The sequence below is a fragment of the Desulfotomaculum sp. genome, from assembly GCA_003513005.1.
Taxonomy (GTDB): domain Bacteria; phylum Bacillota; class Desulfotomaculia; order Desulfotomaculales; family Nap2-2B; genus 46-80.
On the sequence record DOTD01000031.1, the window covers coordinates 52,899 to 59,269 of the forward strand.

6 protein-coding genes are annotated in these 6,371 nt (G+C 48.6%); 3 read left to right on the forward strand and 3 right to left on the reverse strand.

Annotated elements, in window-relative coordinates; translation table 11 throughout:
• Positions 1–253: 253 nt before the first annotated feature.
• Positions 254–1,555, forward strand: a complete 1,302-nt coding sequence (gene deoA, locus DEH07_03360; protein ID HBY03578.1) for a pyrimidine-nucleoside phosphorylase — start codon at positions 254–256, stop codon at positions 1,553–1,555.
• On the opposite strand, the gene DEH07_03365 is transcribed toward deoA, so the two are convergent.
• Together DEH07_03365 and DEH07_03370 are read right to left on the reverse strand one after the other, a co-directional pair.
• Positions 1,477–2,724 (reverse strand): hypothetical protein, encoded by a 1,248-nt coding sequence (locus tag DEH07_03365; protein HBY03579.1) that lies wholly within the window; start codon positions 2,722–2,724, stop codon positions 1,477–1,479. The genes deoA and DEH07_03365 overlap by 79 nt on opposite strands.
• On the reverse strand, positions 2,664–3,392 hold the full coding sequence (locus DEH07_03370) for a hypothetical protein (GenBank protein HBY03580.1): 729 nt from the start codon (positions 3,390–3,392) through the stop codon (positions 2,664–2,666). The genes DEH07_03365 and DEH07_03370 overlap by 61 nt, the downstream gene beginning before the upstream one ends.
• A gap of 330 nt (positions 3,393–3,722) precedes the next feature.
• Between DEH07_03370 and cyoE the strand changes: the two genes are divergently transcribed.
• Positions 3,723–4,631 (forward strand): protoheme IX farnesyltransferase, encoded by a 909-nt coding sequence (gene cyoE / locus DEH07_03375; GenBank protein ID HBY03581.1) that lies wholly within the window; start codon positions 3,723–3,725, stop codon positions 4,629–4,631.
• Here cyoE and DEH07_03380 read toward each other — a convergent pair.
• Complete coding sequence (locus tag DEH07_03380; GenBank protein HBY03582.1) at positions 4,628–5,632, reverse strand: hypothetical protein; 1,005 nt, start codon at positions 5,630–5,632, stop codon at positions 4,628–4,630. The two genes, cyoE and DEH07_03380, sit on opposite strands and share 4 nt — an antisense overlap.
• Positions 5,633–5,772: 140 nt before the next feature.
• Here DEH07_03380 and DEH07_03385 point away from each other — a divergent pair, with 140 nt between their 5' ends.
• Positions 5,773–6,237 (forward strand): TIGR04086 family membrane protein, encoded by a 465-nt coding sequence (locus DEH07_03385; protein HBY03583.1) that lies wholly within the window; start codon positions 5,773–5,775, stop codon positions 6,235–6,237.
• The last annotated feature ends 134 nt before the right edge of the window (positions 6,238–6,371 follow it).

Below are 6,371 nucleotides of genomic sequence, written 5' to 3' on the forward strand. Positions count from 1 at the left end.
GCTTGTACGAACTCGTTCACCCTCGGGCTCGGTCAAAACTCGGCGCTTAAGCGCCTCAAACACTTCCCTCGCTTATCCCCGGGTTCACTCGTTCTTTGAATGAAGGCTCAAAATCGCACTTAAGGCATTGACCTTCCTTTTTTGATGTGTTTTCATCTTTGTAGCTAGTGTCGCATCAGCGGAACATTGCAAAACCGCTCACTTATGAATAACGGCGTCCTATTGCAAGATTATTTTCTGGACAGAAAGGCAGATACTTATGTATGACCTAATTGCAAAAAAACGCGACGGCCTGGAAATTTCGCCCGAAGAAATTGCCTATTTTGTCAGCGGTTACACAAAAGGTGATATTCCCGACTACCAGACGGCCGCTTTTTTAATGGCGGTATACTTTAAAGGGCTCAACTCCGGTGAAACTGCCGCTTTAACCCGCCTGATGGCTGAATCCGGGGAGAAAATAGACCTTTCGGGCATTCCGGGTTTAAAAGTGGACAAACACAGCACCGGCGGGGTTGGGGACAAGACTACTCTTGTGTTGGCGCCGCTTGTTGCGGCGGCTGGCGTGTCGGTGGCAAAACTGTCCGGGCGCGGCCTGGGCTATACCGGAGGGACTGTTGACAAGCTGGAGTCAATTCCGGGTTTTCAAACTGCCCTTGATAAAGATACTTTTGTCCGCCAGGTCAGGGATATCGGCGTAGCCGTTTCAGCACAGTCGGCCGGCATTGTCCCCGCCGACCGAAAGATCTACGCCTTGCGGAACGCAACAGCCACAGAAGGCTCTATTCCGCTGATCGCGTCCAGCATCATGAGCAAGAAAATAGCCGTCGGGGCGGATGCGATTGTACTTGATGTCAAGGCCGGTAATGGGGCGCTCTTGCCTTTAAAAGAAGACACATACGAACTGGCCAGGCTGATGGTCTCCATCGGGCGCGCGCTCGGCCGGACCACCACTGCCGTGATTACCGATATGAACCAGCCTCTGGGCTATGCCGTCGGCAACTCGCTGGAAGTGCGGGAGGCGATCCAGGCTCTCCAGGGCCAGGGGCCGCCGGATCTTGAAGAGCTCTGTCTTGCCCTGGGCGCCAGGATGATCGTTTTAGCGGGCAGGGCTGCCGGAGTTGAGGAAGCCGTACAAAAACTGTCCGTAATGCTAAAAGACGGCAGCGCTTTGTTAAAGTTTAAAGAATTAATCCGGGCACAGGGGGGAGATCCTGAAATTATTGATCATCCGGAAAAGCTTCCCGCCGCCTCAGTTCAGGAGAAAGTCCTGTCCGGCGGGGAAGGCTTTGTGCGGGGGATTGAGACGAAAGACATCGGCCGTGCGGCCGTGTTGCTGGGGGCTGGGAGGAGGACCCCCGGGAGTAAGATTGATCACGGAGCAGGAATTGTTCTGCATAAAAAAATTGGTGAACCGGTCAGCCGGGGTGAAGCGCTGGCCACACTTTACTTAAACGAAAAGCACAGCGTTGAGGAAGCTCACTTTTTAGTCCATAATTCCTTCCAGATAGGGGAAAGACCTTCCCACAGCCCGCTACTGCTTGATGATTCCTTTTGATCCTTTGTTGACTCTTTCTGATGCTTATCTGATGTTGTCGTCTTTTTATCTGATGTCGTCTTCTTATCTGATGACGTCTTCTTATCTGTTGATGATGTCTTGTCTGTTGATGATGTCTTCTTATCTGTTGATGACGCATTCTGATCTCCTTTGTTTACCGGGGCTGAATAAACTTTTTTAGTAACAGCCTTGTTCTTATTCGACTGCTCTAATAGCAGATTAACGTCAGGGTCAAGGTTTTTATTGTTCGCTATTTTTTTCTTTTCCGGATACTGTTGTTTTAATTTTTCAGCCGTTTGTTCTTGTAACGGCCTGGTGATCATAACAAGTTGTTTCCTGCCGTTGTTTGGCTCTGAGAAGGTCCTTGCCAGATTTAGCTCGTGCTTTGCTTCAATATCCGCCAGTTTTTGTTCCTGTATTTCCTGCAGGGTGATTATCTTTCCCTCTTCTTCAGCCGCCTCCAGCAGAATATACCTTCCCAGGGAGATTTTCTTTTCCCCGGCTTCCTGGTGGCTTTTCGAGTCTGTAGAGGAAGATATGATCGTGGCTTGAACTCCGTTTTGGCTTAAAACATGGTTGGCCAGCCCGGCTATTTCTTTGGCGGTGACTTTTTGCGCAACCCCGTCCTTTACGGGTGAAACCGCCACCAGGATCTTTTCTTCAGGTGATGAAACCAGATATCCGTCTGTACGGGCCTGGTTTAAAATGGTTTTAACCGCCTGGTCAACCTGCTGGCCTTTTATGTTTACCTTCTTCAGCATTTTTTCGGCATCCTTATCAAACGCTTTAACGCTGACTACTTTATTAAAACGGTTTAAGCCCATTTCCAGACTTGAATCAAAGTCCAGGGAAACGAAGGTGACCGCCTGGGCTATATTTATCTGGTAAAACAGGCAGCAGAAGGCGAGCAGACATATACTTGCGGCTGCAAGGAGAACCCGTTTGAAACCGGCCGCCCTGGCAGGAAGAAAGATTTCCTCTCCGACCTGCGTCTTTCCGGAAGAGCGGACGTTTCTGAACATGCCGTCAGGGGTCAGGACAAAGCAATCTTCATTTTCTCTTTTTAAAATCAATCCCTTTTGTCCGTTCAAGGCGTTCTGAGCTCCCTTTATAATTTCAGATAGGAGAGGAGGTGGGTAAACTCCTCCGGATAACCGAAAATCAGGCATATGGCGGCAATATATTTCCTGTGCCTTTCCAGCGTCTTGCGCGGTATGCCGCAGGCCAGTTCGAGTTCTTTAAGCGGCAGTTTTGACGTTTCTACGAAATAGGCAAACATTTTTTTATCTTCAGCCAGCCTGGCGGCTACGCCGATGAACTGGCGGCAGGTCGGTTTATGTTTCGGTGTCGAACGGGCCAGTTCCTTCAGGTTAAGCCCGTGTTTTTTTAAAAGCGTTTCGTAATCTTTAATTTCATCCCTGCGCTCCCGGATAATCGTTTCTTCGTCCAGCGTCTCCTGGGCCAGGCGTTTTTCTTCGATAAGCCAGGAATCGTCCTCAAAGCTTACCTCTGTTAATTTTTTTTCTTTCCGGAAGTAATCAATCAGGCGGTGCTTGATCACCATCCTGGCAAATACAGGGAAGGGGACATTTTTTCCCTCCAAGTATTTATCAATTGCCTCATTGAAGGCAATCAGGGCTACGCTTAGCTCGTCATCCTGGCCCCAATGAAGCCGTTTGCGGCAAAACAGGCAGGCGACCTTATAGATAAATGTTCTGTTTGCTTCCAGTATTTCTTCCCGGGCCGCGTGATCACCTTCTTTAGCGGCAACAAGATATTCTTCTCCGAAAGCAATTTTGTTGATTACATTCAAACCAGGATCACCTGTCTGCAGCAAGTTGTTTTAATTGCTATTTCTCCGCCATAGTGCTTGTTCCTCCTGGTTAATAATTCTAGCTCTCTACAACATAATACGCCCGCCAAAATAATTTTCTGGGGGTAGCGGGGGTCAGGCTTGACTTATTGGGGGTAGCGGGGGTCAGGCTTGACTTATTGAAAAAATTGACTTATTTAAAACGATGATCAGTTTTGGGTGATAACATTATCCGCTGATTATCGACAGCCTTGATAGTCACATATAGCTCTCAATGCTTGTTATTTAATTCGACAAAGGTTATAATTATTAGCAACTATTTAGTTATTTTTAAAAGTCAGGTGCGGAATTTTCATGGAAGTGACCATAAAGCGCAAGGAGCTTCGCCTGATGGTCCTTGCGAAGTCGGTCAGGGACTACATAGAAGTATCCAAGCCCAGATCGGTTTTTTTGCTTGTCTTTACTTCTATAGTTACAATGTTTATTGCCGCTAAAGGGATACACCTTCCTGCTCTTTTATGGCTGAAGGCGATCTTGTCGATTACGCTTGCCTGTTCAGGGGTTAACGCGATAAGCTGTTACGTGGACAGGGATCTTGACGCGGTGATGGAACGCACCAAGCGCAGGCCCATTCCCGACGGCCGGATATCTCCCGCCACCAAAGCCCTTTACTGGGGAACGGCGCACTTTTTGGCTGCCATGATCATTGCGTATTACATCAACCTGACCGCTTTAATCTGCATTATCCTGGGTATGGCCGGTTATGTCGGCCTGTACAGCCTCTGGCTGAAAAGAAAAACAGTCTGGAACATCATTCTTGGCGGGTTCAGCGGAGGCCTGCCGGCCCTGTTTGGCTGGGTCTGCGTGACGGGCAAAATTGATCAGATGTCTTTACTGATCGCTGTGCTGGTTGTCCTGTGGATTCCCAATCATATCTGGAACCTGGCGATATATTTCAAGGATGACTACCGCTTTGTGAAGGTCCCCATGCTTCCGGCAGTGTACAGCATAAAAACCACCCTCACCTACATTCTGCTCACTGTCGTACTGATGATTGCCGTGTCAATGCTTATCTATGCATACGGCGGCTTTGGCTCCATCTATTTCTGGACCGCGTTGATCAGCGGCCTGGCCATACTGGCGGGAAACCTGTATCTTTTTTTCTTTTACATGAACAAAAAGGCCTGGCTGCTTTACAAGCTTTCCAGCCCCTATCTCTTTCTGCTCTTCATGGCCATGCTCGTTGACCGGCTGGTTCGTTAAGAAACTTTCATCACCGCTTTTTTATAAGGAATCTCTTTCGGTATTTCCCTGGCTTCAACCAAAAAATCCTGAAGATTGTTATAATCGGATGCATCAATTGCCGATTTTGACGGCCAGGCGCCCAGTTTGCGGCAGCGGTCAATTGCTTTGGCAAGCATGCCGGGATCAACGTCCGGGTAATCCTGACCGGCGAGTTTGACTATACCGGACGTGCTTTGCTGATTCATCCAGAGCAGGGCGTTGTTTAACGCATGCACATACCTGACCATGATATTGTAATTTTCTTTTAAATACTTTTTATTTGCCAGGCAGACTGCCGCAGGGATGTCCCCGGTTTCTTCCCCCAGCGAGGCCACAATCCTGCCTGCCTCTTCTACCTCTATGCGTGACGCTTCGGGTTCTTCAACCAGAGCAAAATCCCCTGTGCCGCTTTCAAAAGCCCCGGTTTGAAAAGATTCCGGAATGTTGTTATACAGGGTTACCTGGTGGTTGGGAACCAGTCCGTGTTTAACAAGGACTCCTTTAAAGAGCACCGTTCCTCTGTCTCCAGGAAAGCCGGTTACCACGGTTTTGTACTTTAAAGAAGACCACTCGAAACTATCAGTTATTTCACGGCTGATTAAGAAAGAAATATCTCTACAGGCAAGGGCGGCAAAGGCTGTCAGATCTCCTTTTCCTTCCGCTCTTTTGCAAATTACATATTCCAGGCCGGTAACCGCCAAATCGCAGCGGCCTTCGGCGAGCGAATAAAGCAAACTTTCCCTTGTTGAGACGGTTGTGATTTCAACATCCAGATTTTCCTGCTTAAAGAAGCCCTGTCTTACAGCGATATACTGCGGCAAATACATCAGCGATCGCCCGTCTTCAAAGACTCTTATCCGCACGGGTTTTTCCGTCTGCTGCTCCTGCTCATGTTTTAAAAAAAGGGAACTGAATGCAAAAACGCAGCTGATGATGAACAAAATGGCCAGTATCAAAACCGGCTGGACTCTCCTGATCATTTTTTTCACCCCCTTTCATAATATTTTTCTAGTCCGGGTTTCATGCAAATTTAGGAAAAAACGGGCTTAAAAAGATAATATCCGGTTGGTTGCCGGCATAATTATTAGTAAAGGTTGTCCTTAATAGGAGGTGGAGCGGGATGAAGGGTCTTTCATTTGTGTTCTGGAACAGGCGTTTAGGCGGCAATTCCAGAATGATTAATTTATCTGTGGTCTGCCTGGGACTTGTCTGGGCAATCGGCGCCACAATGGCGGCCTGCCTGATTCTGGGGCTGTGGGTCATGTTTTCTTCATCGGGGGTGTTTTATTTTTCCTGGCTGCTTAAAGGGGCGTCGCTGCTGGGAACTTTTGTTGGAGGGCTGACAGCCGGCAGAAGGGTCCAAAATCTTGGCTGGCTGCACGGCGCGCTGGTCGGTCAAGCCTACGGGCTGGTTTTTGCTTTGCTTTCCTTTTTTAACGGTTTGGGTGCTTTCAGCAACCTGGACCTGGCCGGACGCCTGGGCGCGTACACGCTTATAGGCATGGCCGCGGGCATTGTGGGGATCAACCTGCCGGGCTCTGTCTCGGGCAGAAGGCTGCCGAGGATATACAGGCAGTCGTATTAGTTGATGCCTTGTGGGGGCAGGCTTTTTGCCCAGAGATACAATTTGAAAAACAACGAAACAGGAGCGCTTAGCGTGAGGAAGGCGCTCTTTGTTTTTCTGAAAGAGAATTTAGTTAACCCAACTTTCCCCTCCAA